Raw genomic sequence first — 23,914 nt, forward strand, 5'->3', positions numbered from 1 at the left:
GAAGCGCCTGACGGCATCGTGCTCGCCATCCGCGTCACGCCGCGCGGCGGGCGCGATGCGCTGATGGCGGGAACGGCGGCGCATTTCGCCGCACGGATATCGGCCCCGCCGGTGGATGGCGCCGCCAATGCGGCACTGATCGCGCTGGTCGCCAAAACCTTCGGTGTGCCGAAACGCGATGTGGCGATCATCGGCGGGGAAAGCGCGCGGCTGAAGCGGCTGGCGATCACGGGCGATGCACGGGCGCTGGCCGAACGCGCCCGCGCGCTTTATGGCGACGCTCCATGACTGCAAAGACGATTGACGGAAAAGCATTCGCCGCCGGGCTGCGCGCCCGTGTGGCGGAAGGCGCGGCGAAACTGCTGGCCGAAGGCGGGCGCAAGCCGGGGCTGGCGGTGGTGCTGGTGGGTGATGATCCGGCCTCGTCGGTCTATGTCCGCTCGAAGGGCAAGGCGACGCTCGCCGCGGGCATGGAGAGCTTCGAGCATCGGCTGGCGGATAACACGAGCGAGGCCGAACTGGTCACGCTGGTCGAGCGGCTCAATGCCGATCCGGCGGTTGACGGCATCCTCGTGCAATTGCCGCTGCCCAAGCATATCGACGAGCGCGCGGTTATCACGCGGATCGACCCGGACAAGGATGTCGATGGCTTCCACCCGGTCAACGCCGGGCGGCTGGCGACCGGGCTGGAGGGGTTCGTGCCGTGCACCCCGCTTGGCTGCTTGATGTTGCTCAAGGATGAAATGGGCGATCTGTCCGGCAAGGATGCGGTGGTGATCGGGCGGTCGAACATCGTCGGCAAGCCGATGGCGCAATTGCTGATCGGCGCAAGCTGCACCGTTACGGTCGCGCATTCGCGCACCCGCGATCTGCCCGATGTGGTGCGCCGCGCCGATATCGTAGTCGCGGCGGTGGGGCGCGCGGGCATGGTCAAGCCCGATTGGGTGAAGCCGGGCGCGACGCTGATCGACGTGGGCATCAACCGCACTGAGGCGGGGCTGGTCGGCGATATCGACCCGGCGTGCGCGGCGGTGGCGGGCGCGATGACCCCGGTGCCCGGCGGCGTCGGGCCGATGACGATCGCCTGCCTGCTGCGCAACACGCTGGTTTCCGCGTGCTGCCGGCTGGGCGTGGCCTGGGACGAGCGGTTGTGATGTTCGCGGCGCTGCTGCTTGCGGCGGGCGCGCCGCAAACGGCGGTTGATGCCGAGCGCGCCTTCGCCGCGATGGCGCAGGCGAAGGGACAATGGACCGCGTTTCGCGCCTTCGCCGCTGATGATGCGACGATGTTCACGCCACAGCCGGTCAACGCCCACACCTTTCTTCAGCCGCGCGCTGATCCGCCGCAATCGGTGCGCTGGTCGCCCGCGGCGAGCTATATCTCCTGCGATGGCACCACCGCCGCGAACACCGGCCCGTGGCGCGGAGCGAACGGTGGTCACGGCTATTTCTCGACGATCTGGCGACGCCAGCCGGACGGCGGATGGAAATGGATCGTGGATGGCGGGGATTCGCTGGCCGTGCCACGTGTCGAAGCCAGGGAAGCGAAGGTTCATAAGGCGATATGCAATCACCCGCGCAATCCGCCGGAGCCGCCGCTGGGCATCGAAAGCAAGGTCGGTGCCGGCGCCTCGCCCGACAAGACCCTGATCTGGTGGTATGAGGTCGCGCGGGATGGCGCGCGCACTTTTGCGGTGCGGCTATGGAACGGTCGCGCCTATGATATCGTGATCGACGATCGCATCGCGGCGGCGGCCCGATGATCGAACTGTTCGTTTCCGCCTTCGCCACCTTCTTCGTGGTGATCGACCCGCCGGGCTGTGCGCCGATCTTCGCCGGGCTGACGGCGGGGGCCAATGCGGCGCACCGCCGGGCGATGGCGATCCGCGCGGTCGGCGTGGCGGCGCTGATCCTCACCGTCTTCGCGCTGTTCGGCGAAAAGCTGCTCCATGGGCTGGGCATCGAACTGGCGAGCTTTCGCATCGCGGGCGGCGTGATGCTGTTCCTCATCGCGCTCGAAATGGTGTTCGAGAAGCGCACCCAGCGGCGCGAGGATCGCGCGGCCAGGGTGACGGCGGAGGAATCGGAAGACGTTTCGATCTTCCCGATGGCGATGCCGATGATCGCGGGGCCAGGCTCGATCGCCTCGGTGATGCTGCTGATGGCGCGCAACGACGGGGTGCAGCGCAGCCTGGTGGTGCTGGGCGCGATGTGGCTCAACCTGCTGCTGACGCTCGCCGCGCTGCTCGCCGCCGGCAGCCTGATGCGCGTGCTGGGGCCGAAGATCGAGGCGGTGATTACCCGCCTGCTCGGCGTGCTGCTCGCAGCACTCGCGGTGCAGTTCGTGCTCGATGGCGTGCAGGCGCAGTTCCTGCGCTGAGCTGCTGGCGCGCTATTCGATCCGGAAGGCGCGCAGCGGCGAATTGCGCGGCAGCGGCACCGGCACCAGCCACGGGAACTTCTCGTTGCTCGCCAGCCGCGAGTAGAAGCCGCCCGGTGCGCGCGCGCGATAGATCGTCGATTCCGCCATGTTCGGGCAGACCAGCAGCAGGGTGGCGCCGTGCCGCTTCATGATCGCGCGCGCCTCCTCCGGTGATCCGGTGAAGGCGTGCTGCACATCGAGGATCGCATCGCCATTGCGGTGATACGGGCCGGCGATCGCCGAATGATGGGTGAGCGTGATGAGCCGTGGCCCGAGATCGACGAAGGTGAACACCGTCTGCGCCGGCAACCGATCGAGCGGCTGCATCGCGGGCAATGTCACGCAGCGCCCCGATGCCTTGTTGACCCGGTTCACATAAGGGCTGGGCTTGTCGATCGGGGTCCATTTCAGCACCAGCCCCGAAAACAGCCCGGAAATCAGCACGAATCCGCCAACCGTTCCGAACACCCGCACGAAGACGGAACGATTCCCGAGCAGCCACGGCAATGTGATCCAGGCGAGCGCGGCGACACCGGGCACCGCGAGCAATTGCGCCGCCGGCCCGGCGCGGATCTGCCATAACAGCATCGCCGCGGCGAAGGTGGCGAACAGCGAAACACATGCCCAGCCGAGCAGCGCCTCGGGCGTGCGCCGTGCGCGCCATGTCGCGATGCCCGCGCCGATCAGCCCCATTACCGGCAGCGCCGCGACCGGGAAGCCGACGCGAAACGGATGCTTGAAGATCGGCTTTGCCTCGCGGATATTGCCGAGCCAGTTGCGATAGAGTTCGTCGGAAACCTGCTCCGGCCGCCCGAGGCATTGCGGAAAGACGAGGGCGAAGGCGCCCGCGATCACCACGCCCGCCGCGATCGCCAGTGCGAGGCGGACCTCGCGCCGCTGCGGCGAAATCATCGCCAGCACCAGCAGGAACGCGCCCGCCATCACCATCACCGACAGCCACACCGGGGTCAGCGCGTCACACCGCGGCACGCGATTGTCATAGGAGGCGAAGGCGGCGAAGCCCGCCGCCGATCCGCCAGCCAGCGTCAACGCATAGGCCGCCAGCCGATCGCGCGATTCGGCCTGCCACACCCAGCGCAGCGCGATGATCGCGCCGGCCATCACCGCATAGGGCAGCATCTCCAGCCCGATCGTCAGCGATACCGCGCTCGCGATGCCGACGATCGCGCCACCGCGCGCGCCCCTTGGATCGCACAGCCCCGCGACCGTGAGGCTCAGCATCGCCAATTGCCAGCCGTGGTGGTCGATTCTGTCGGGCATGAACATCATCAGCCCGACGGTCGAGCAGAGCATGAACACGATCGCGAGCGGCCAGGCGAGCGGCGCGACCAGCCGGCGGACGGTCGCCGCCAGCCCGACGAGCGCGAGCGACAGCGGCAGCAACGGGGCGATCCCGCACGCCAGCCGCTCGGCCTCGCCGGTGCCGAGGAACGGGCGCAGGATCAGGATCAGCGCGGCGATCGGCAGATCGACCAGCCGCGTCCAGTGGATGTTGAAGCCCGCCGGCGGATTGAGCCGATAGTTGCGCAGATCATACCAGCCCTGCCCATCGAGCAGCGCGCGGACCTGCATCAGCCGCATATTGTCGTCGGTATCGCCCAGCGACAGCCACTGGATCGCCGCCCAGCGCTGGCCGATATACCAGAGCGCGATCACCGCCCAGGCGACGAGGGTGAGGCGCAGCCAGTGACGATCGAGAGCTGGCAGGAACGACGAACCGGCGCGCTTTGTCAAAGGGGACTTTCCTCAATCCGCATGGCGCATTAGACGCCGGCTCGCGGTCCGGTCTGGTGACCGCCGGTTCGCCGCTCTATCGCGGCCGGCGCAAAGGGCAAGGCGTGGAAGCGGTTCTCAGGCATTTCCGATCCCCTCATCTGAGGGAAATGTTCTGGCAATTGGTGCGCTTCGGCGTTGCGGGCGGCCTTTCGACGCTGATCTATTCGGCGGTCTATCTGCCGCTTACCTTTTTCGTCTTCTCGCGCGCCCATGCCGTCTATGCGGTGCCCTTCGCCTTCGCGGTCGCGGTGACGGTCGGGTTCTTCCTGCACAGCCGCTGGAGCTTCAAGGGCCACGGCAAGCGTGAGGCGGGCGGCGGGCAACAGGTGAAGTTCGTCGCGGTGCAGGCGTCGGGCATGGCGCTCAACGCCGTAATCACCTGGTTCGGCACCGCCTGGCTCGGCTTCCCGGCCTGGGCGCCGCTGCTGCCGGCGATCGCGCTGGCGACGATCTTCACCTTCATCCTCAATCGCTGGCTGGTGTTCGCTTGATATGGACCGCATAGTCTATGACCGCATGGCGGCGCACGATTCCACGCACTGGTGGTATCGCGCGCGACGTGACATTCTGGCGGACTATCTGGCGCGCTACGGCGGGTTGCCCGAAGGCGCGCGCATCCTGGAAATCGGCTGCGGCACCGGGCACAATCTGCCGATGCTGGCCGGGTTCGGCGAGGTCGATGCGATCGAGATCGACCCCGCCGCGCGCGCCATCGCCAGCGCCCGGCTCGGCAAGGAAGTGGGCGCCGCGCCGCTGCCGGTGCTGCCCGATGTGCCCAGGGGGCATTATGATCTGATCGCGGTGCTCGATGTGGTGGAGCATATCGAGGATGATGTGGCGGCGCTCAGCGCGATGCGCGAGCGGCTGGCGCCGGGGGGGCGCATCCTCATCACCGTGCCCGCGCATCAATGGATGTGGAGCGCGCACGACGTGGTGAACCACCACCACCGCCGTTATTCCAAGGCCAGGCTGGTGAAGGCGATCACCGATGCGGGGCTGCGCCCGCGCCGGCTTGGTTACTTCAACTCGCTGCTGTTTCCGCTCGCCGCCGGCGCGCGCCTGGCCGGGCGGATCACCGGGCGCGACGACAGCGACGACGCGCCGCCGCCCGCGCCGGTTAACCGGCTGTTCGAGGCGGTTTTCCGGCTGGAACGCCATCTCGTGGGCCGCGTGCCGATGCCGCCCGGCGTGTCGATCGTCACCTTCGCCGAGCCGGCGTAGCTGCGGCGCAAGTCAGGCGAACGCCACTTCCTCCCGATCCACCGTTGCGGTGGCTTCGGCATAACTCGCGCAATCGCCGGACCAGTTCTGGTAGATGCGGCCATTTGCCGCCTTGTACCAACTGTTGCAATGCGGATCGGCCCAGACCGTGCCCGAAAGCGCCTGTTCGATCCGCTGATAGAAGCGGTGCTGCCCTTCGGGCGTCACATCAGCCGCCGTCGCGCCTTCGGCATCGAGCGCGGCGAGCGTCTTGAGCATGTAATTCACCTGCGCCTCGATCATGAAGCTGATCGAATTATGCCCCAGATTGGTGTTCGGCCCATAGAGGACGAACATATTGGGGAAGCCCGATACCATGATGCCGAGATAGGCTTCCGGCCCGTCCGCCCAGCGGTGCCGGAGCGTGTCGCCGCCCTTGCCGGTGACCTCCATCGACCAGTTCCACTGCGTCGTCTCGAACCCGGTGGCGAAGATCAGCACGTCCAGATCGTGGAAACCGTCGCGCGTCTGCACGCCATTGGCCGCGATCCGCTCGATGCCGGCGGTTTCCAGCGTCACATTGTCGCGCATCAGCGTGGGATAGAAATCGTCGGTCAGCAGGATGCGCTTGCAGCCGACGGGATAATCGGGGGTCAGCTTCCGGCGCAGTTCGGCATCCGGCACCTGCTCGGCGAGATGATCGAGCGCGGCGCGGGTGAAGGCGGCGCGCCCTTGCGGCGTCCACTGAAATGCCTGCCAGGAGAAAACATCCGCCTGATCGAAGATCATCTCCCGCTGCATCGCGCCGAGCTTCATCGCCGCCTCGATGTTGGTGGCGAGCAGCATCTTCATCTCGGGCGTCACCGGCAAATCGTTGCGCGGCACGCACCAATTGGGGGTGCGCTGGAAGACGACGAGGTGCGCGGCTTCCTTGGCGATCTCCGGGATCAGTTGCACCGCGCTTGCCGCCGATCCGATCACGCCGACGCGCTTGCCCGCGAGATCGGCGGCGGCGGGCCAGTCGGCGGCGTGCCATTTCGGCCCGGCGAAATCGTCGACCCCCGCGATATCGGGGAAGGTCGGGCGGCTGAGCTGGCCGAGCGCGGGGACCAGCACGTCGAACGTGCCCGTCTCGCCCTTTTCGGTTTCGATCGTCCATTGCCGTGCGCTGTCGTCCCAGGACGCGTGCGTCACGCCTTCGTTCAGGTGGAGCGAGCCGGCGAGGCCGAACTGATCGACCAGCGATTTGGTGTAGGCGTGGATTTCGTTCCCGCGCGCATAATTGTGGCTCCACAGCGGATTGGGCGCGAAGCTGAACTGGTAGAGGAGCGCGGGCACGTCGCAGGCGACGCCGGGATAGCGGTTCGCGCGCCAGGTGCCGCCGACCGATTCGGCGTGCTCGTAGATCGTCACCTCATGCCCGGCCTGCCGCGCGAGGATCGCGGCGCACAGCCCGCCCATGCCCGCGCCAACCACTGCAATACGCTTCGCCATCTCAACCGCTCTCCATTTCGCGGTCATCCGCCGCGTTGCGACACAGGATGCCGCGTGATGCGCGGAGAGGAAAGAGGAAAGTAAGTCGATTGCGTTAGATTGGCGCGGGGTGAAGACCGTGCCTCCACCCCGCACCGACTCAGATCGCGTCGAGCGCCTGCGCGAAATCGGCGATCAGATCGTCGGCATCCTCCACCCCGATCGAGATGCGCACCAAATTGTCGGTGATACCCAGCGCCTGTTTGCGCGCATCCGGAACGGACAGATGCGTCATCGCCGCCGGGTGGCTTGCCAGCGTCTCCGTGCCGCCGAGGCTGACCGCGAGCTTGGCGATGCGCAACGCATCGAGGAAGCGGAACGCCTCCGCCTCACCGCCCTTGAGATAGAGCGAGAAGGTCGATCCCGCGCCGTCGCAATGGCGGCGATAGATATCGGCCTGCCGCGCATCCTTGCCGCCTTCGAGAAAGCCGAGATAGCCGACCCGCTCTACCTTGGGATGATCGGCGAGGAAGGCGCAGACCTTCGCCGCATTCTCGCCCGCGCGGCTCATGCGCAATTCCAGCGTTTCGAGCGAACGCAGCAGCATCCATGCGGTGTTCGGATCGCAGATCGTGCCGATCGTGTTGCGCATCAGCCGGATCGTGTTGATATGCGCCCTGGTGCCGAGCAGGCCGCCAGCGACGAGATCGCTGTGGCCCCCGGCATATTTGGTCAGCGAATAGACGACGATATCCGCGCCATGGCGCAGCGGGCGATGCCAGAGCGGGCCGAGGAAGGTGTTGTCGATCGCGATCGGCGGCTTTGTCGCCTGGCCGGCGAAGATCGTATCGCGGCTCGCCGCCACCGCCTCCACATCGACCAGCGCGTTGGTGGGGTTCGCGGGGCTTTCGAGATAGATCAGCGCGACCTTGCCCTTGGCCGCTTCCGCAAGCACCGCGTCAATCTCAGCGCGCGTCGCGCCTGCGGGGAAATCGAGCCACTTCACCCCGAACCGCCCGAGGATGCGGGCGATCAGCGTCTCGGTCGCGGCATAGAGCGGGCCGGAATGGACGATCGTGTCGCCGGGCTCGACCATCGCCAGGAACAATGTGGCGATCGCGGACATGCCGGAGGAGAAGGAGAGCGCGTCTTCCGCTTCTTCCCAGACGGCGAGGCGATCCTCCAGAATTTCCTGATTGGGGCCGTTGAAGCGCGAATAGACCAATCCTTCCGCGCCGCCGGGCCGCTTGCCGGTCAGGCCCTCGAAATGGCGCTTGCCCGCCGCCGCATTGGGGAAGACGAAGGTGGAGGTGAGGAAGATCGGCGGCTTGAGCGCGCCTTCCGACAGCGCCGGATCATAGCCATGCCCCATCATCAGCGTCGCCGGCTTGAGCTTGCGGCCGCCGATCCGCTCGATCGCGGGGCGCTGCGATCCCCCCGCCTTGACACCATGCGGGCGGGCTTCGCTTTCCTTGGTCATCCTGATCTCCGAACGATTGGCCGCGCGCGCTTTGCCAAACGCGGGCGCGGCCCATGATGCCGGATATCGTGCCGGAAATTCAGTTCGCTTGATAGGGGATGAAGCTGCCCAGCGCGCAACTGCCGGTATTGACGCGCGAGGTCATATCCACAGTCCGCGCGATATCGCCACGGCACAGTTGCGAGGTGAACTGCCTGGTCACCAGCGCATCGCCGCGCGCCACCCCTTCGCAACCGCCGCCGGTATCGTTCACATAGGCCAGTTTCGGGCCGACGCGGTAGATCAGGCGCGGGCCGATCGCCTTCAGCGACGCCCGGTTGAAGCGCGTATCAATGCAGTCGGTCGGCTTGCCGGGGGTCAGGCCCTGCACTTCCTTCTGGAACGCGGCCTCGTTGGCGGCGGCGCGATCGTTCGACGGGGACTGGGCGATCGCTACCGCCCCCGCGCCAAGCGTGGCGGCGATCAGTGGAATGAGGATCATGCGCATTACAACAACTCCTTCATCGCCCCGTGGCGCAATATGGGGATATCAGCCGCGAAATTCATCCTTTGCCTTGCGCCGGGCGGCGAGCGTTTCCGCATCGGCGGCGCGCAGGAAAGGATTGGTCGCGCATTCCAGCGCGATCGTGGTGGGGACGGTGGCGCTGCCGGCGGCGCGCGCGGCATCCACCGCGATCATTCGCGCGCGGATCGCGTCATTGTCGGGCTCCGCGACCAGCGCGAACCGGCCGTTCGACTGGGTATATTCATGGCCGCAATAGACCCGGGTTTCGCCCGGCATCGCGGCGAAGCGGCGCATGTTGGCGAGCATCTGCGCCGCATCCCCCTCGAACAGCCTGCCGCAGCCCATGGCGAACAGCGTGTCGCCGGTGAATACCGCGCGATCTTGCGCGAAATGGAAGGCGATATGCCCGGCGGTATGCCCCGGCACCGCCAGCACCGCCGCGCGATGCGTGCCGAGCGCGATCGTGTCGCCTTCGCCGACGCCATGATCGAGATGGCCGATCTTGGCGCGCTCCGCCTCTGGCCCGGTCACCGTGGCGCCGGTGGCGGCGACGATTTCCGCATTGCCGCCGACGTGATCGGGGTGCCAGTGCGTGTTCCACACCTGCGTGATCGTCCAGCCGCGCGCCGCCGCCGCGTCGAGCAGCGGCTGGGCCTCGCCGGGATCGACCACCATCGTCTCGCCGCTTTCCTCATCATGGACGAGCCAGCTGTAATTGTCGCTGAGCACTGGAACGCGGATCACGTCGAGACGGCTGGTCATGCAAGGCTCCTTCGGGCGGCGAGCGCGGCGGCGCCCAGCATTTCGGTGAGTTCGGCGGCGTGGCGGCTATGGGCGAGCGGCGCGCCCTGCCCGGCCCAGAGCGACGAATAATCGCCGCGCCCGGCCGCCTCCGCCGCCGCGCGCAACGGGGCGATCGCCGCCGCCGCGAGCGGGAAGGGCGGCGTAACCGCGCTTGTCGGCCCCAGCGCGTCGATCAGGCGATTGCGCACCCCACGCGCGAACCGCCCGGAAAAGACGTTGGTGAAAACGCTGTCGTCGCTTGTCGAGGCGGCCACCGCTGCGCGGTGGATCGCGCTCGCCCTGCTGTCTTCCGTCACGAGATAGGCGGTGCCGGCCTGTATCCCCGCAGCGCCGAGCGCGATCGCCGCCGCCGCGCCGCGCGCATCCGCGATGCCGCCCGCCGCGATCACCGGCATCGCCACCGCATCCACCACCTGCGGCACCAGTGCGAAGGTGCCGACCGGGCGATGATCGGCGAGGAAATAGCCGGCATGGCCGCCCGCCTCGAAGCCCTGCGCGATAATCGCGTCGCAGCCTTTGGCGGCGAGCCAGCGCGCTTCGGCCACCGTGGTAGCGCTGGCGATCACGCGCGCGCCGGTCGCGCGGACGCGGGCGAGCAGATCGGGCGCGGGCAGGCCAAAGTGAAAGCTGACGATCTCCGGGCGCACTTTCTCCACCACGCGCGCCGCATCCGCATCGAACGGGCACCGGGACGCGGGCGCGGCGCCGTCCGCGGCAATGCCCTCCGCCGCGTAAAAGGGCGCGAGCGCCGCCTGCCACGCGACATCATCGGCATCGGCGGCGGGCGGAGTGTGGCAGAAGAAATTGAGGTTGAGCGGGCCAGGCGCGGCGGCGCGCACCGTGGCTGCTTCGACAAGCAGCCGATCGGGGGTGAACATCGCGCCCGCCAGAGACCCGACTCCGCCGCCCCGGATCGCCGCGATCGCGAGCGTCGCGTCGCCGAAGCCCGCCATCGGCGCCTGAATGACCGGCCAGCGCGCGCCGAGCGCGGCGAAGAAATCGGCTGCCGCGCCCATCGGCATCACCAGTTGCCGGTGTTGGGCATCGACGCCCATGGCTCCTGCGGGGGCAGCACGCCATCCTGCAACAGTTCGATCGAAATGCCATCCGGCGTCCGCACGAACGCCATATGCCCGTCGCGTGGCGGGCGGTTGATCGTATAGCCCGCGTCCATGATGCGCTGGCACGTCGCGTAGATATCGTCGACGCGATAGGCGAGGTGCCCGAAATTGCGCCCGCCGGTATAAACTTCCGGCTCCTTGCCCTCGGCCGGCCAGTTGTAGGTGAGTTCCACCTCGGCCTCGGCGCGCTCGCCGGGGGCGTTCATGTCACCCGATGCGGCGAGGAAGATCAGCGTGAAGCGGCCCGCCTCGCTCTCCATCCGCCGCACTTCCTTCAGCCCGACCGTTTCAAGAAAAGCGATCGTCTTGTCCGGATCGGTCACGCGGATCATCGTGTGGAGATATTTCATGTTCGGCTCCGGTCGGGGAAATGCGTCATTTCGCTTGGTCGCCATCGAATTGCGCCAGCGCCTTCGCCGCCGCAACCCCCGCCAGCGCATTTGGCGCGATCCGTTGCGCCGCGCGCCATGCCGCTTTCGCCCCGGCCTCGTCGCCGGAGAGCGCGGCGATATTGCCCGCCTCAAGCTGGACCTGCGCGTCGTCGGGCGAGCGTTTCAGCGCCGCTGCGATATCGGCGCGGGCGCGCGGCAGATCGCCCGTCCGCCGCGCGAGCGTCGCGGAGAGCAGCCACGCCAGCGGATCGTCCGCCGCGTCGTGTGTCGCCGCGTCCAGATCGGCGCGGGCGCCCGCCATGTCGCCCGCCGCGACCAGCGCGCGGGCACGATCCAGATGCGCCTCGCCGCGCTGCAACCCCTGCAACGTCCCCGCCGCCAGCGCGGCGTCCAGCGCGATGCGCGCTCTGGCGGGTTGCCCCGCGGCGAGTTGCGCGTTGCCCGCGGCGGCCCAATAGCTTGCGGCGAGAGCATCCTTCGCCACTTCCGCCTGTCGCGCCGCATCCTCGAAGGCGGCGGCGGCCTCGCCGAAGCGCGTCTGTTCGGTGAGCGCGAGGCCGAGGCAATGTTTCGCCCTTGCCGCGCCGCCATTCAGCGACCAGCGTTCCGCCATCCGCTCGCCCTCCGCTGGATCGGCGCGCGCGGCGGACAGGCAGCGCGCGGCGGGATCGTCGGCGGCGAGCAGCAGCGCGAACAGCGGGATCATCGCAACACATCCTCCACCGCGCGAACGATCAGCGCGATATCGGCATCGCGCGACAGGCGGTGATCGCCATCCTTGACCAGCCAGGTCTGCACATCGGCTGAACGGAGCAGTTCGGCGAGCCGCCCGGCGCGATGCCACGGCACGTCTGGATCGCGCTGCCCCTGCACCAGCCGCACCGGGCAGTCGATCGGGATTTCGCCGAACATCAGCCGGTTGGCCTCGCCCGATTGCCAGAAGCGGCTGGTATAGATGGTGGGTTCTGGGCCGTAGGGGTTGGCGCGCTCGATCCGCCCTTTCTGCAACAGCCGCATCTTCTCGTCGGTGGAAAAGCCCCAGTCGGTGAAATCGGGCGCGGGCGCGATGCCGACGCAGGCGACGACGCGATCCGGTCGCGCCTTCGCCGCCGACAGCATGATCCACCCGCCCATCGAGGAGCCGACGAGCACCACCGGGCCTTGCGCCACCTCGTCGATCACCGCCAGCGCATCATCGCGCCAGTCAGCGAAGGATTGTTCCTCGAACGCCCCCTCGCTTGCGCCGCATCCGCCGTAATCGAAGCGGATGAACGCCCGCCCGCTGGCGCGCGCCCATTGTTCGAGCGCAAGCGCCTTGGTGCCCTCCATATCGGAGGCATAGCCGGGGAGGAAGATCACGGTCGGGCTGGTGCCCGGCGTGTGACGGAAAGCTAGACGGGGACGCATGACCCCATATCTAGGATAGCGGCTCACCGCGCGGCAAGCATCTCCACCATCCGCGCCGCGAGCAGCGGCAGCGTATCGTCACGCGCGCCCATCACGACGATCCTGTCCCCGGCGCGCGCGGTGGCGACGAGATGCGCGGCGGCCGCGTCGCGATCGGCGATATGCCGCGCATCGGCGCCCGCGAGCGAGAGATCGCCGACGATATCCGCGCTCGTCACCTCGCGGTTGACGGTGCCGCCCTGATAGACCGGATCGGGCAGCACGAGCAGATCGCCCGGCGCAAGCTTGCTGGCGAACATCGCCACCAGTTCGCACCGCATCACCTTGAGCGGGCCATAGCCATGCGGCTGGAACAGCACGAGCAGCCGACCGGGAAAGGCATGGAGCGTATCGAGCGTGGCGGCGATCTTGTCCGGATTGTGCCCGAAATCGTCGATCACCGCGACGCCCGCCGCCGTGCCGACCAGATCGAAGCGCCGTTTGAGCCCGGTGAAGCGCGTGACGCCCGCGATCGCCTGTTCGAGCGTGACGCGCGCCGCCAGCGCCGCGCCGATCGCGGCCAGCGCGTTCGCCACATTGTGCCGCCCGGGCACCGCGAGCCGGACGCGGTGGCCGCGCAGCGTGAAGCTCACCGCGAACGGCTCCTCGGCGATATCGGTGGCGCTGAGATCGGCGTCACGGTCAATCGCGAAGCGCGTTACGCGATCCTGTGGCAATGCCAGCGCGAGTGTGGCGGCATCGCTATTGTCGATATTGACGATCGCGTGCGCCGCCTTGCCGATGAAATCGCCGAACAACTGGTTCAGTTCGGCGAGCGATTTGTGATCGAGGCTGACGTTGTTGAGCACCGCGATGCGTGGTGCATAAAGCGCGATCGAGCCATCGCTTTCGTCGACCTCGCTGACGTATGCGTCGCCCGCGCCGACCAGCGCGCTCGCGAACGGGCGATCGGGGCGCGCGAAATCCTTCATCACCGCGCCGTTCATCACCGTGGGATCGCTGCCCGCCGCATCGAGGATCGTCGCGATCATGCCGGTGACGGTGGATTTGCCCGAAGTGCCCGCGACGCCGATCGGCAGGCGGCTGGCGTTGAACAGCCGCGCGTTCAGTGCCGCGCGCGTCAGGCGCGGGCAGCCGAGCCGCTCCGCCGCGACGATATCGGCGACGCTCGCCTCCACCGCCGCCGAGGCGACGACGATCTGCTCCGGCGAAGTGATGCCCGATCCGTCCTGCGGGTGGAGCGCGATGCCCATCGCCCTCAACGCATCGAACTTGGCCGGCACGCGTCCCTGATCGAGCGAGCGATCCGATCCCGCGACGATCGCGCCGCGCCCGGCGAGGATCATCGCCAGCGGCATCATCCCCGATCCGCCGATCCCGACGAGGAAATAATGTTGCCTGTCGGTCATGCGCCTTTCCCTTCCCGCCCCGTCGTTTCCGCGCTGGCGGGAATCCACAGGCATAGCGGTTGCGGCTCCATCGCAAGGGCCGGGAGGAATGGATTCCCGCCTGCGCGGGAATGACGGGGGACAGGAGGCAGGTTGCCGTTGCGCATCGCATGGCGCTATCCCGGATCGGGAACAGGCTCAACCGGCGGCGGGGAATCACGGGTGCGTATCGGGATCGTTTCACCGGCAAAATCGCTCGACCCGCTGGCGGCGGAGCGCACCGCCGCCTTTGCAGCGATCGCCTATCCGGCGGTGGACCTCGTTTTTCACCCGCAATGTTTCGAAAGCGACGACGGGCATTTCGCCGGGCCTGACGAGCGCCGTGCGGCGGCGTTTCTGGAATTCGCCAATGATGCGGCGTTCGACGCGATCTGGTTCGGGCGCGGCGGCTATGGCTCGAACCGCATCCTGACGCAGGCGATGCCGCGGCTGTCGGCGCCCGCCAGGGCCAAGGCCTATGTCGGCTATTCGGACATGGGCTTCCTGCTCGCGGCGCTCTATGCGCGGCGGATCGGGCGACCGGCGCACGGGCCGATGCCGATCGACGTGATGCGCGATGGCGGCGACCGCACGATCGCGCGCACGCTCGGCTGGCTGACCGGCGACCGCCAGGGGCTGGAGCCGGGGCTGGGCGGGCGGCCGTCGGTCGCGTTCAACCTCGCGATCCTGGACAGCCTGATCGGCACACCCTGGCTCCCTGATCTGGCGGATCATGTGCTGCTGATCGAGGAAGTGTCCGAGCCGCTCTATCGGATCGACCGGATGCTGTTCACCATGGCGAACGCCACGCAATTGCGCGGCATCGCGGGCGTGAGGCTGGGCGCGGTGACCGATGTGGCGGAGAACGATCCGCCATGGGGTGAAACGCTAGACACGATGCTTCGCCGCTGGTGCCGCGATATGGGCGTGCCGTATCTGGGCCGCGCGGAGATCGGGCATACGCAGGGCAATTGCGTGGTGCCGTTCGGGGTGGGGTGAAAGGGGGCGCCCGCATCAATGAAGATGCGGCAGCCGCCATCCACCGAGTAACGCGGCGGTCCGCAGCGCGAAGATCGTGATGCCCGCGATGGTGCCCGCCACGTCCTTGCGCACATCAAAACGCCGCATCAGCACCACCATCAGCGCGGCGCCGGCCAGCGCGGCGGTCGCGTAAAAGTCCTGATGCAAGACGTGCGGTACGCGCGCGCTCAGCATGTCGCGGATGATGCCGCCGCCGCACCCGTTCACAGTGGCGATGACGATGACGCTGGCGCTGTTCAGTTGGTAATCAATGCTTTTGCGCGCGCCCGCCGTGGCGGCAAGCGCGAGGCCGATCGCCTCGAACACGTCGATCGCGAGCGGGGGCGTGAAATCGCCGATACGCCCTGAGACGGACGCCGCGACCACCCCCGCCGTCGCCGCGACCGCCAGCGCCGCATAGCGCCAGTCACGAAACGGCGCGGGAGGATGTTCGCCAAGCAGAAGATCGCGGATCACGCCGCCTCCCACCGAGCCGACAAAGGCCAGCACCAATATGCCGAACAGATCGAAATCGGCCTGCACGCCGGTGAGCGCGCAGGCCGCAGCCAGAACGAAAGTCGCCGCGAGGTCGACGGTGGTGAGCACGCGATCGCGGATGCGCGGAGCGGTGGGCGACGGGTCCATCAGTGCGAAGCTGCCTGAATTTGCGCCGGAGCGAAACTGGCCGTGCGAAGCCAACGCTATCCCGACGGAAACATCACCCCTCCCGCGCCAGCGCCTTCAAGCGGTAGAGCGTCTCCAGTGCCTCGCGCGGGGTTAGGGCGTCCACGTCGAGCGCTTCCACCTCGCGGCGGATCGCGTCGCCTTTATCCGCCTCCACCGGCATCGCGGCGGCGAACAGGGGGAGATCGTCCAGCCCGGCCGCGAGCCCGCCCGTCTTCTGCCGCCCGGCCTCCAGCTTCGCCAGCACCGCCTTGGCGCGCGCCACCGTCGCCGGCGGCATCCCCGCGAGCCGCGCCACCGCCAGGCCGTAGCTGCGATCCGCCGGGCCTTCCGCCACCTCATGCAGCAGCACCAGTTCGCCCTTCCACTCGCGCGCGCGGACGTTGTGGAGGGTGAGCGCGTCGCAGCGTTCGGCCAGCCGCGTCAGTTCGTGGTAATGCGTCGCGAACAGGCAGCGGCAGCGATTGTCCTCGTGGATCGCCTCCACCACCGCCCAGGCGATGGCGAGGCCGTCATAGGTGGAGGTGCCGCGCCCCACCTCGTCGAGGATCACGAAGCTGTGTGGGGTGGCCTGGGCGAGGATCGCCGCCGTTTCCACCATCTCGACCATGAAGGTGGAGCGCCCGCGCGCGAGATTGTCCGATGCGCCGACGCGGCTGAACAGGCGATCGACCAGCCCCAATGTCGCCTTGCTCGCGGGGACGTAAGCCCCTGCCTGTGCCAGCACCGCGATCAGCGCATTCTGGCGCAGGAAGGTGGATTTTCCGCCCATATTGGGGCCGGTGACGAGCCACAGCCGCGACGTTTCGGAGAGCGCGCAGTCATTCGCGACGAAGCGCTCGCCCGCCTTGGCCACCGCCGCCTCGACCACCGGATGCCGCCCGCCGGCCACCTTGAAACAGGGATGCTCGACCAGATGCGGGCGCGCCCATGCGCCCTCCGCCGCGCGCTCGGCATTGCCTGCCGCCACGTCGAGCCGGGCGAGCGCGTCTGCGGTGGCGGCGATCTCCTCGCGGCGGGCGAGCGCCTGCGCGATAAGGTCTTCGAGATGCGCGGCCTCCGCAGCGAGCGCGTGCGCCCCGGCTTGCGTGACGCGCGCGGCGACCTCGTGCAGTTCGGGCGCGTTGAAGCGGACGACCCCGGCCAGCGTCTGGCGATGGGTGAAGCCGGATTCGGGCTTCATCAGCGCATCGGCGGCGCGGGCGGGCACCTCGATATGATAGCCGAGCACGCCATTGTGGCGGATCTTGAGCGTTTGCGTGCCGGTTTCGGCGCGGTATTTCGCCTCCAGCGCGGCGATCGCGCGGCGCCCGCCCGCGCCGGCATCGCGCAGATCGTCGAGCGCGGCGTCATAGCCGGCGGCGATATAGCCACCGTCGGACGCCTCGATCGGCGGCGCGGCGACGATCGCGCGCTTCAACAGGTCGATCAGCGCGCCGTGCCCGCGTAGCTGCGGGGCGAGGGTGGCGAGGAGGCCGGGCGCATTCCCTCTCCCCGTTCGCCCTGAGCTTGTCGAAGGGCTGTCCTTTGCTTCCGAAGAAGGCAGTGCTTCGACAGGCTCAGCACGAACGGGAGGTGAGAGAGGCGGTGGGATGACCTTATCGAGCACTTCCCCCAGCAGCCACGCGCCATCGAGCCCGTCACGGAGTTGCCCCAGATCGCGCGGGCCGCCGCGCCCCGCAGCCAACCGCCCCAGCGCGCGGCCCACATCGGGCAGCGCCCGCAACGCAGCGCGGAGGCGCTCGCGCAGCACGCCATCGTCATGGAATAGCTGGACTAGATCGAGCCGCGCGTCGATCGCGTCCCTGTCCATCAGCGGCGCGCCGATATCGGCGGCGAGCAGCCGTGCGCCCGCGCCGGTTACGGTGCGGTCCACCGCGTCGAGCAGGCTCCCTTTGCGCGCGCCGCCGGTGGTTTGGGTGAGTTCAAGGCTGTCGCGCGTCGCCGCGTCGATCGCCATCGCCGCGCTCGCGCTCGAAACTCGCGGCGGGCGCAGGAAGGGGAGCGCGCCCTTCGCGGTGTGATCGAGATAGGCGATGAGGCCGCCCGCCGCCGCCAGCATCGCGCGACTGAATTGCCCGAAGCCGTCGAGCGTCGCGACGCCATAGAGCCGCTTCAGGCGCGCTTCGCCGGCGCCGCTCTCGAAATCGGCGCGCGGGCGCCACACGGTGGCGGGCGCCTCGCCGCCGTCCGCCGCGACCACTTCCGCTGCCGCCAGCCGCGCCAGTTCCGCGCCGAGCCCCTGGGGCGAGCAGGCTATCACCTCGAACCGCCCGGTCGAGATATCGGCCGCCGCGATCGCGATCTCGCCCGCCGCCTCGCCCACCGCGACGCACCAATTGGCGGCGCGCGCATCGAGCAGCGCCTCCTCCGTCAGCGTGCCGGCGGTGACGACACGGACGATCGCGCGGTTGACCAACGCCTTCGATCCGCGCGCCTTGCGGGCGGCCTCTGGCGACTCGGTCTGTTCCGCGATCGCGACGCGGTGCCCCGCCTTGATGAGCCGCTGGAGATAGGCGGTCGCGGCATGGACCGGCACGCCGCACATCGGGATCGGTTGCCCGTGATGCTCGCCGCGCGCGGTGAGCGCGATATCGAGCACCGCGCTCGCCACCTTCGCATCATCGAAGAACAGCTCGAAGAAATCGCCCATGCGGTAAAACAGCAGGCAATCCGCCGACTCTTCCTTGAGTGCCAGATATTGCGCCATCATCGGCGTGGGGGCGGAGGGCGCGGTCATCCGTGTGGCGATACCGTTCCGCGCGGCGCTGGGGAACAGCGGAATTGGGGTGGCGCGCGCGGGTGCGGGCTCGCCGTAGCGGCAATCGACGCCCGTGCGGGCGGCTGTTTCCGGTGGTAGATTGTTGCATCGTGCCGGTGGCACCCTAAAGGAAGCCGCAAGACCCTCCCCGACCAAGGCCCACTTATGTCCGAACCCACCAACGTCCAGTTTTCCGAGCGCGAAGCCCTGTTGTTCCATTCCGAGGGGCGGCCGGGGAAGATCGAGATCATCGCATCCAAGCCGATGGCGACGCAGCGCGATCTGGCGCTGGCCTATTCGCCGGGCGTGGCCGTGCCGGTGCAGGCGATCGCGGACGATCCCGCGACCGCTTATGATTATACCGCCAAGGGTAATCTGGTCGCGGTGATTTCCAATGGCACCGCGATCCTCGGCATGGGCAATCTCGGCGCGCTCGCGTCCAAGCCGGTGATGGAGGGCAAGGCGGTGCTGTTCAAGCGCTTCGCCGATGTCGACTCGATCGACCTGGAAGTGGCGACGGAGGATGTGGACGCCTTCATCAATTGCGTCGCCTTGCTGGAGCCGTCGTTCGGGGGCATCAACCTTGAGGATATCAAGGCGCCGGAATGTTTCATCATCGAGCAGACGCTGCGCGAGCGGATGAACATCCCGGTGTTCCACGATGACCAGCATGGCACCGCGATCATCACCGCCGCCGGCCTCATCAACGCCTGCCTGCTCACTGGGCGCGATATCAGCGCGATCAAGGTGGTGGTGAACGGCGCGGGCGCCGCCGCGATCGCCTGCACCGAACTCATCAAGGCGATGGGCGTGCGCCATGAAAACGTGCTGATGTGCGATCGCAAGGGCGTGATCTATCAGGGGCGCGAAGGCGTCAACCAGTGGCAATCCGCCCATGCCGTGCCGACCGAGCGCCGCTCGCTGACCGAGGCGCTGGAGGGCGCCGATGTGTTCCTCGGCCTGTCCGCCGCCGGGGCGCTCAAGCCCGAGATGGTGAAGGATATGGCGAAGGCGCCGATCATCTTCGCCATGGCGAATCCGGAGCCGGAAATCCGCCCGGAAGATGCGAAAGCGGCGCGCCCCGACGCGATCGTCGCCACCGGGCGTTCGGATTATCCGAACCAGGTGAATAACGTGCTCGGCTTCCCGTTCATCTTCCGTGGCGCGCTCGATGTGCGCGCCTCGGCGATCAACGAGGAAATGAAGATCGCCGCCGCGCAGGCGATCGCGGAGCTGGCGCGCGAGCGCGTGCCCGAGGAGGTCGCGATGGCCTATGGCGTGCGCCACGTCTTCGGGCCGGAATATATCATCCCCGCGCCGTTCGATCCGCGCCTGATGGAAGTGGTGTCGATGGCGGTCGCCAGGGCGGCGATGGATTCGGGCGTGGCGACCAAGCCGATCCTCGACATGGCGGGCTATCGCGAGCAGCTTCGCGCGCGGCTCAACCCGACCACCTCGGTGCTCACGCTCGCTTACGAGGGCGCGCGCGCGCATCCCAAGCGCGTGCTGTTCGCGGAAGGGGAGGAGGAGGTGGTGCTGCGCGCCGCGATCCAGTTCAAGGAAGGCGGCTATGGCACGCCCGTCCTCGTCGGGCGGGACGACGTGCCCGATCGGCTGCGCGCGCTGGGCGTCACCAACCCGGAAGAATATGAGCTGCACAACAGCCGCCATTCGCCGCTGGTGCCGGAAATGGTGGACTTCCTCTACACCAGGCTTCAGCGCCGCGGCTATCTGCGCCGCGATTGCGAGCGGATGATAAACCAGGATCGCAACATCTTCGGTTCGGTGCTGCTGCAACTGGGCAAGGCCGATGCGATGATTACCGGCATCACGCGCACCTGGGCGAAGACGATGCGCGAGGTGAAGCGCGTGATTGATCCCGAGGCGGGGCGCACGCCGTTCGGCATCCATATCCTCGTCGGGCAGACGCACACGGTGTTCATCGCCGATACGACGGTGAACGAGCGCCCCAGCCCCGAGGAACTGGCGGATATCGCGGAGCATACCGCGCAGGTGGCGCGGCGCATGGGGCAGGAGCCGCGCGTCGCTTTCCTCAGCTATTCCACCTTCGGCAACCCCGAGGGGCAGTGGCTGGAGAATATCCGTGCCGCCGTGGGCGTGCTCGACGAGCGGCAGGTGAGCTTCGAATATGAAGGCGAAATGTCGCCGGACGTGGCGCTCAATCCGAAGCAGCTTGCCAATTATCCGTTCGCGCGGCTTTCCGGCCCCGCCAATGTGCTGGTGATGCCGGGCCTGCAATCGGCCAATATCTCGGCCAAGCTACTACGCGAACTGGGCGGCGATTCGATGATCGGGCCGATGCTGCTGGGGATGGAAAAGCCGGTGCAGATCGCGCCGATGACCTCCACGGCGAGCGAACTCGTGACGCTCGCGGTGCTCGCCGCCGGGGGAATCGCGCGCTGATATCGCGCGCGGCGCGGTGGATGGCACAGGCCATCCCCGCGCCGCGCCGTCCATTAAATGGGATGCGCCGCGCAACCTTTCGCGAGCGAAACCATTTTCGCATTCATTGGGAACGATGGAGAACCTGAGATGCGGATGGTTGCTTTGGCCGCGCTTGGCGCGGCGGTGCTGGTAACGGGCTGCGTCGGCGACGAAGGCCCCGGCTATGCCGGCAACGGCTATAACCGCTATGACTACAACCGCCCGGACCCCAATTATAACGGCTATTATGCCGATCGCTATTATCGCGACAGCCCACGCTATCGCGAACGCCGTCTGGGCAGCAATGATCGCGTCTATGTCGGCCAGGACGGGCGCTATTATTGCCGCCGCAGCGACGGCACGACGGGCCTGATCGTCGGCGGCATCGCCGGCGGCGCGCTTGGCGCGGCGATCGCACCGGGCGGTTCGGGGTTGCTTGGCGCGCTGATCGGCGGCGTCGGCGGCGCGGCGCTCGGCAAGTCGATTGACAAGAAGGACGTGCGCTGCCGTTAATCCGGTTTCCGCCGCCGCCCGGCGCATTCGTGCGACGGTCGCGCGGCGAACCTGTTCCCGGCCAGCTTGTTGGCCGCGTCGGGAGGATGACGATGAAGAAGCTGCCTGTGATCGCCGCCGGGATCGCCATCGCCTGCGCCGCCGCGCCGGTGGTGGCCGCGCGGTGGGTGCCGATCGCTGAGCGCAGCGCGAATCTCGACGCGCGGATCAGTCAGGGCCTGCATTCCGGCAGCCTCAATCGCGCTCAGGGCGTGCGGCTGCGTAGCGAGGTGCGCCACCTGAAGGCGCGGGAGACGCGCTATCGTCGCGGCGGGCTGACGCTGGCGGAGCGGCGCGATCTCGATCAACGCTTCGCTCGGCTCAGCGCGGAAATCCGCTTCGAAAAGCACGGCGGGCACCGGCGGTAGCGCGGGTCAGCGCAGCGGTTTGCCCGAATCCTTCCAGCGATCGAGCACCGGGGATTGGGGCAGATTGTCGGGCGCGGCGTTGCGCAAGGCCGCGCCGCTTTCCGTATAGGCAGGCTGGATCGCGGGAGGTAGCGCGACACGGTTCGCCCGTTGCGCGGGCGGCTCGGCGATCATGCCCGGCGCCTGCACGGCAAGCGGCGCGGGAAGCGCGGCTTGCGGCTCGCCGCCGCGATAGACGCGGCTGAACGCCGCCGCCGTCCCCCAATAACCCTTCCAGCGATGGAAGAAATGCGCGCCGATCGCATCGGTCATCACGAGCGTGCGGTTCCACGACGGGGTTACGGCATAGGTATGGTAATGCGTCGCCAGCCCGACCGGCGCGAACACTTGCCCTGCGAGGATCATCGCGGCGTTGCGCGCGGCGCGCGCCCAGCCGCCGCGCGCCGGGATGCGCCGCGCGGAGCCGTCGCACGCGAAGCTGAACTGGCAACCGCTGGCGCGGGCGGCGCCCTGATAGACGACGCCGCATACCGTGGGCGGAAAGGCCGGGTGGCGGACCCGGTTGAGCACCACCTGCGCCACCGCGCGCTGCCCCGCGTCGCTTTCCGATGCCGCTTCGTAATAGACCGCCGCCGTCAGGCATTCGAGCGCGCGTGCCCGGTCGATGGAGGAGGCGAGCCGGGTTGAGAAGGGCGCGGCGGGCGTAACCCCGCCATTCCCCGCCACCACCGCGCCGCGCGGCACCGGGGGCAGCGCGATCGTGCCGGTGGTGCCATGCGCGGGGGAGGCGAACTCCTCCGCGTCGGCGCCGATCGACGCGGCGGGCGCGGGCGCATGACTCGCGCGGACGGGCACGGCGCGCGCGCGGACGAAATGAAGCGCGGTCGCACCCACGAGCGCAGTTCCGCCGATGAGCGGCAGCGCGATCATCGCGCGCCGGCGCAACGCGCGCATTCGCGCCGGGCGCTCCGCCAGGCGCCGGGCGCGTCGTTCGCTGGGATGCGTCGCTGCGGTCGACATGCCGCTTGTTCTAGCGCCGATCGTTTACGATTTCGCTCCGCGCGGGCGCGATCTGGGCGGGCGGGTGGCTCACCCAGTTGCGGGTCAGCGAAACGGGCGCGAAGCCGAGCGAGGCATAGAGCCACGCCGGCGGCGCGCCGGCATGGGCGTCGATGAACAAGGCGTCGCAACCCGCGGCGCGGAGGTGTCGCTCGGCCCACAGGATGAACGCGGACATCACCCCGCGCCCGCGATGATCGGGCAAAACGAACAGATGTTCGATCAGCCCGAGGCCGTTGGGGCAGGCGAGGGTGAGGCCGTAACCGATCGGCGGCCCGCCCGCGCCCGATGCGATCAGCCAGTAATCGGCGGGCGGGCTGCGGCGGCGCATCCCGTCGAGCAGCCCGGCGCCGACGGCGGGGTCAATCGTGCCGGTGCGTTTGCCTTCGCGGTGATCGGCGTCGACCAGCACGGCGAAGGCGTTCCAGCCCGCAGCGTCGCTCACCCGCGTCGGCGCGATCGGGGGAAGCGGATGGGGCGAGGCGAGCGGATCATGCGCGATGAACTCGATCACCGGCGGTTGCGCGACATGGCCGGCCAGCGCCAGCGCCGCCGCGATCGCGGGATCGGTCAGCGCATCGGTGATGACGACACGCCATGGCGAATGCGCCAGATGCCGATCGAGCGCGTCAAACAGCGCCGCCGGCTTCGCCCCCAGGTCAGCGGTCGCGAAATTGGCATCCCATGTATCGGGATGTTCGGGCGCGGCGATCACCGTGATGCCGGGGGCGGCGGCGATCGCGCTATGCCCAAGCCGCCGGAACCAGCGCCGCGCGGTGGCGACACGGGCGGCGGCTTCGTTCATTTCTTTTCGCGATTGGCGAACAGGACGGCAGCGGCGACGGCGGCGGAGCCGATGCCTACGCCAAGGCTGATCTTGCCGAGATTCCAGTTGCGGGTGCGCCGCTCGCGCTTCGCCTCGTTGGCGCCCATTTCGTGCGCCTTCGCATCGCGCGCGGCGGCGAGGATCTCATTGGGTTCGTCATTATCGGACACGC

At 68.4% G+C, this 23,914-nt stretch carries 25 protein-coding genes; 10 read left to right on the forward strand and 15 right to left on the reverse strand.

From position 1 onward, the window contains the following. The first annotated feature begins 18 nt into the window (after positions 1 to 18). The 4 genes from Q0316_RS02520 to Q0316_RS02535 are packed head-to-tail and all read left to right on the forward strand — an operon-like array spanning position 19 to position 2,379. Complete coding sequence (locus Q0316_RS02520; RefSeq protein WP_298669227.1) at positions 19 to 288, forward strand: DUF167 domain-containing protein; 270 nt, start codon at positions 19 to 21, stop codon at positions 286 to 288. Further along, on the forward strand, positions 285 to 1,154 hold the full coding sequence (gene folD / locus Q0316_RS02525) for a bifunctional methylenetetrahydrofolate dehydrogenase/methenyltetrahydrofolate cyclohydrolase FolD (RefSeq protein ID WP_298669230.1): 870 nt from the start codon (positions 285 to 287) through the stop codon (positions 1,152 to 1,154). The genes Q0316_RS02520 and folD overlap by 4 nt, the downstream gene beginning before the upstream one ends. Next, positions 1,154 to 1,762: a hypothetical protein gene (locus Q0316_RS02530; protein ID WP_298669233.1), complete on the forward strand. Its 609-nt coding sequence runs from the start codon at positions 1,154 to 1,156 to the stop codon at positions 1,760 to 1,762. The genes folD and Q0316_RS02530 overlap by 1 nt, the downstream gene beginning before the upstream one ends. Next, positions 1,759 to 2,379, forward strand: a complete 621-nt coding sequence (locus Q0316_RS02535; protein ID WP_298669236.1) for a MarC family protein — start codon at positions 1,759 to 1,761, stop codon at positions 2,377 to 2,379. The genes Q0316_RS02530 and Q0316_RS02535 overlap by 4 nt, the downstream gene beginning before the upstream one ends. A gap of 12 nt (positions 2,380 to 2,391) precedes the next feature. Here the strand turns inward: Q0316_RS02535 and Q0316_RS02540 are convergent, their stop codons facing one another. Beyond that, entirely contained in the window at positions 2,392 to 4,176 is a 1,785-nt protein-coding gene (locus Q0316_RS02540) for an AcrB/AcrD/AcrF family protein (RefSeq protein WP_298669238.1), read from the reverse strand. A 149-nt stretch (positions 4,177 to 4,325) separates the two neighbouring features. On the opposite strand from Q0316_RS02540, the gene Q0316_RS02545 reads away from it, so the two are divergent. Both Q0316_RS02545 and Q0316_RS02550 read left to right on the forward strand, forming a co-directional pair. Then, positions 4,326 to 4,709 (forward strand): GtrA family protein, encoded by a 384-nt coding sequence (locus Q0316_RS02545; RefSeq protein WP_298669241.1) that lies wholly within the window; start codon positions 4,326 to 4,328, stop codon positions 4,707 to 4,709. A gap of 1 nt (position 4,710) precedes the next feature. Continuing rightward, positions 4,711 to 5,439, forward strand: coding sequence for a class I SAM-dependent methyltransferase (locus tag Q0316_RS02550; protein WP_298669244.1), 729 nt, complete (start codon positions 4,711 to 4,713; stop codon positions 5,437 to 5,439). A gap of 12 nt (positions 5,440 to 5,451) precedes the next feature. Here the strand turns inward: Q0316_RS02550 and Q0316_RS02555 are convergent, their stop codons facing one another. From Q0316_RS02555 to Q0316_RS02595, 9 genes are all read right to left on the reverse strand, one after another. Next, the gene (locus Q0316_RS02555; RefSeq protein WP_298669248.1) at positions 5,452 to 6,912 is read right to left on the reverse strand and encodes an NAD(P)/FAD-dependent oxidoreductase; all 1,461 of its coding nucleotides are present in this window, start codon (positions 6,910 to 6,912) and stop codon (positions 5,452 to 5,454) included. 139 nt (positions 6,913 to 7,051) lie between these two features. Further along, on the reverse strand, positions 7,052 to 8,371 hold the full coding sequence (locus Q0316_RS02560) for a cystathionine gamma-synthase family protein (protein WP_298669251.1): 1,320 nt from the start codon (positions 8,369 to 8,371) through the stop codon (positions 7,052 to 7,054). Between the two features lie 79 nt (positions 8,372 to 8,450). Beyond that, positions 8,451 to 8,858 carry a hypothetical protein gene (locus Q0316_RS02565; RefSeq protein WP_298669254.1) on the reverse strand — a complete coding sequence of 136 codons (408 nt, stop codon included), beginning with the start codon at positions 8,856 to 8,858 and terminating at the stop codon, positions 8,451 to 8,453. A 42-nt stretch (positions 8,859 to 8,900) separates the two neighbouring features. Then, complete coding sequence (gene gloB / locus Q0316_RS02570) at positions 8,901 to 9,638, reverse strand: hydroxyacylglutathione hydrolase (protein ID WP_298669257.1); 738 nt, start codon at positions 9,636 to 9,638, stop codon at positions 8,901 to 8,903. Continuing rightward, positions 9,635 to 10,735 carry a nitronate monooxygenase family protein gene (locus Q0316_RS02575; RefSeq protein ID WP_298669259.1) on the reverse strand — a complete coding sequence of 367 codons (1,101 nt, stop codon included), beginning with the start codon at positions 10,733 to 10,735 and terminating at the stop codon, positions 9,635 to 9,637. The genes gloB and Q0316_RS02575 overlap by 4 nt, the downstream gene beginning before the upstream one ends. Continuing rightward, positions 10,702 to 11,151 carry a VOC family protein gene (locus Q0316_RS02580; protein ID WP_298669414.1) on the reverse strand — a complete coding sequence of 150 codons (450 nt, stop codon included), beginning with the start codon at positions 11,149 to 11,151 and terminating at the stop codon, positions 10,702 to 10,704. Before Q0316_RS02580 ends, Q0316_RS02575 begins: the two co-directional genes overlap by 34 nt. A 25-nt stretch (positions 11,152 to 11,176) precedes the next feature. Then, positions 11,177 to 11,899 (reverse strand): tetratricopeptide repeat protein, encoded by a 723-nt coding sequence (locus Q0316_RS02585; protein ID WP_298669263.1) that lies wholly within the window; start codon positions 11,897 to 11,899, stop codon positions 11,177 to 11,179. Continuing rightward, on the reverse strand, positions 11,896 to 12,600 hold the full coding sequence (locus Q0316_RS02590; RefSeq protein WP_298669266.1) for an alpha/beta hydrolase: 705 nt from the start codon (positions 12,598 to 12,600) through the stop codon (positions 11,896 to 11,898). Before Q0316_RS02590 ends, Q0316_RS02585 begins: the two co-directional genes overlap by 4 nt. A gap of 23 nt (positions 12,601 to 12,623) precedes the next feature. Further along, complete coding sequence (locus Q0316_RS02595; protein WP_298669269.1) at positions 12,624 to 14,009, reverse strand: Mur ligase family protein; 1,386 nt, start codon at positions 14,007 to 14,009, stop codon at positions 12,624 to 12,626. A gap of 201 nt (positions 14,010 to 14,210) precedes the next feature. On the opposite strand from Q0316_RS02595, the gene Q0316_RS02600 reads away from it, so the two are divergent. Further along, positions 14,211 to 15,026, forward strand: a complete 816-nt coding sequence (locus Q0316_RS02600) for an LD-carboxypeptidase (RefSeq protein ID WP_298669271.1) — start codon at positions 14,211 to 14,213, stop codon at positions 15,024 to 15,026. Between the two features lie 15 nt (positions 15,027 to 15,041). Here Q0316_RS02600 and Q0316_RS02605 read toward each other — a convergent pair whose 3' ends face one another. Next, a complete protein-coding gene (locus tag Q0316_RS02605) occupies positions 15,042 to 15,692 on the reverse strand; it encodes a TRIC cation channel family protein (protein WP_298669274.1) in 651 nt (216 codons plus the stop codon). A gap of 73 nt (positions 15,693 to 15,765) precedes the next feature. Next, complete coding sequence (mutS, locus tag Q0316_RS02610) at positions 15,766 to 18,444, reverse strand: DNA mismatch repair protein MutS (protein WP_298669417.1); 2,679 nt, start codon at positions 18,442 to 18,444, stop codon at positions 15,766 to 15,768. 213 nt (positions 18,445 to 18,657) lie between these two features. Here mutS and Q0316_RS02615 point away from each other — a divergent pair, with 213 nt between their 5' ends. The 3 genes from Q0316_RS02615 to Q0316_RS02625 all read left to right on the forward strand — a co-directional run bounded on the left by Q0316_RS02615 (position 18,658) and on the right by Q0316_RS02625 (position 21,857). Then, positions 18,658 to 20,916 (forward strand): NADP-dependent malic enzyme, encoded by a 2,259-nt coding sequence (locus Q0316_RS02615; protein ID WP_298669277.1) that lies wholly within the window; start codon positions 18,658 to 18,660, stop codon positions 20,914 to 20,916. Between the two features lie 129 nt (positions 20,917 to 21,045). Beyond that, positions 21,046 to 21,450 carry a hypothetical protein gene (locus tag Q0316_RS02620; RefSeq protein WP_298669280.1) on the forward strand — a complete coding sequence of 135 codons (405 nt, stop codon included), beginning with the start codon at positions 21,046 to 21,048 and terminating at the stop codon, positions 21,448 to 21,450. A gap of 92 nt (positions 21,451 to 21,542) precedes the next feature. Further along, positions 21,543 to 21,857: a hypothetical protein gene (locus Q0316_RS02625; RefSeq protein WP_298669283.1), complete on the forward strand. Its 315-nt coding sequence runs from the start codon at positions 21,543 to 21,545 to the stop codon at positions 21,855 to 21,857. Positions 21,858 to 21,863: 6 nt separating this feature from the next. Here the strand turns inward: Q0316_RS02625 and Q0316_RS02630 are convergent, their stop codons facing one another. From Q0316_RS02630 to Q0316_RS02640, 3 genes are read right to left on the reverse strand one after another with little or no spacing between them, the layout of a single operon-like run. Continuing rightward, on the reverse strand, positions 21,864 to 22,877 hold the full coding sequence (locus tag Q0316_RS02630; protein ID WP_298669286.1) for a cell wall hydrolase: 1,014 nt from the start codon (positions 22,875 to 22,877) through the stop codon (positions 21,864 to 21,866). A 10-nt stretch (positions 22,878 to 22,887) separates the two neighbouring features. Further along, positions 22,888 to 23,721 carry a GNAT family N-acetyltransferase gene (locus tag Q0316_RS02635; protein WP_298669289.1) on the reverse strand — a complete coding sequence of 278 codons (834 nt, stop codon included), beginning with the start codon at positions 23,719 to 23,721 and terminating at the stop codon, positions 22,888 to 22,890. After that, positions 23,718 to 23,912: a hypothetical protein gene (locus tag Q0316_RS02640; protein ID WP_298669292.1), complete on the reverse strand. Its 195-nt coding sequence runs from the start codon at positions 23,910 to 23,912 to the stop codon at positions 23,718 to 23,720. Before Q0316_RS02640 ends, Q0316_RS02635 begins: the two co-directional genes overlap by 4 nt. Positions 23,913 to 23,914 lie beyond the last annotated feature (2 nt).

It is taken from the genome of uncultured Sphingomonas sp. (assembly GCF_937871615.1).
Taxonomy (GTDB): domain Bacteria; phylum Pseudomonadota; class Alphaproteobacteria; order Sphingomonadales; family Sphingomonadaceae; genus Sphingomonas.